Below are 1417 nucleotides of genomic sequence, written 5' to 3'. Positions count from 1 at the left end.
GTCTCGCCGCTTGGAGAACGTGCCCAGGCTGATCGAGGTGAAGTAGATGGCGGCCAGCTCGACCTCATGTTCCTTCAGCCGACTGGCCCGTTCGAAGACCACGTCGCCGCCGACGTTGGAGTTGAACATCCTTTCTTCGAGCAGGTGCTCCCGCTGCCAGTCGTCGCGGTGCTTCCACCCCGAGTGCAACAACACCTCGTCGGCGACCACCGCCAGCGGATAACGGGCCTTGTCGTACAGGGTCTCGAGGCGGACGTCGTTCTTCACGTCCCGCTTCATCTGCAGAAAAAGCTCGTCCAGGTCCTCACGGACCTCCGTCAGGCCCGCGGAGTAGTCCTTGCGTACCTTGCGGCGAAAGGACACCAGATATAGGAACAGCGGCGAGGCCAGACGGTAGAGCCTGGTCGTGTAATCGGACCGGTCCTCGTTCATCGCGACGTTGCCCCGTTCATCGTAGTGTCACCCCGTTCATCGTAGTCTCACCTCGTTCATTGCGATCAAACTCGTTCATCGTAGGCTCACCTCGAGGGCGACAGGCTCGCCGCCGGTGTTCTCCCGCATCCACTTCAGTCGGCCTGCTCCGTCAGCAGAATCGACAGGCTGAACTTGAGTAGCTTGTCGGCATTGGAAATCGCCACCTGGCGGTGCCGGATCACGTTCTCCCAGTATTCGCCCTGCTGAGCGATCGAGAAGTAGTGGAGGTTCTTCTCCGCCGGCAGGCCTCGCGGGCTCTCTTTCTGGATCTCGATGTCGAGACCGGGCAGGCGGCTGAGCCGCAGCTCCGGCAGGTCTGACGCGGCGGCAAACTTCGAAATCTCGATGCGCTCCTCGAGGTCGTCGCCCCTCAAATTGCTCTCGACGCAGAGATAGATCTCGTCGAGCGAGTCGAGGTAGTCGTCTTGCAGCCGCGCCACCAGCAGCTCGCCGTCTTCCTCCGGCCGAAACGGTATCTGGATGAAGCCGCCGGTGAGGATCTGGTCTAGCAGACGGTGAACGGTGTAGGTGAGCTCGTGGAAACACGGGCCCAGCCGGTCATGATCGTAGGCCGCCACCGGCAGCACTTCGGCGCCGCCCCGCTCGAAGATCGACAGCTCGCCGGCAAGACGCGCCAGCTCGAGATAGAGCTGGAACGGATGGGTCCCCGGCACCACCACCAGCTGGCGCAAGACGTGCAAAAAGCTGCCGACGATCTGCAACTTGAACACCAGCTGCCAACCGCCCTGGCGCTCGGTGTCGAGGACCATGCGCCGCTCGTCGATTCCCGCGCGCAGCATGCGATAGCGAGCTTCGACCTTGTGCATGACCTTGTCGCCGAGGTCGGAGAGGGCTCTCCAGGCAGCGACGTCGGTCACCGGCGGGATGAAGTCCGCGGCCAGAATCGGGGTATTCTTGCCCTCGCCCGCACGACGGATCCGAG

2 protein-coding genes are annotated in these 1417 nt (G+C 62.8%); both read right to left on the bottom strand.

The features are described from left to right. On the bottom strand, positions 1 to 432 hold a 432-nt coding region (locus GY769_11540), incomplete at its 3' end, for a DotU family type IV/VI secretion system protein (protein MCP4202554.1). A gap of 134 nt (positions 433 to 566) precedes the next feature. Next, positions 567 to 1417: type VI secretion system baseplate subunit TssK (locus GY769_11535; GenBank protein ID MCP4202553.1), on the bottom strand; the 851-nt coding region annotated here is incomplete at its 5' end.

The sequence above is a fragment of the bacterium genome (assembly GCA_024224155.1).
Taxonomy (GTDB): Bacteria; Acidobacteriota; Thermoanaerobaculia; order Multivoradales; family JAHEKO01; genus CALZIK01.
Note: the sequence above shows the minus strand (reverse complement) of the source record. Positions and strands in the feature narration are given on the sequence as shown.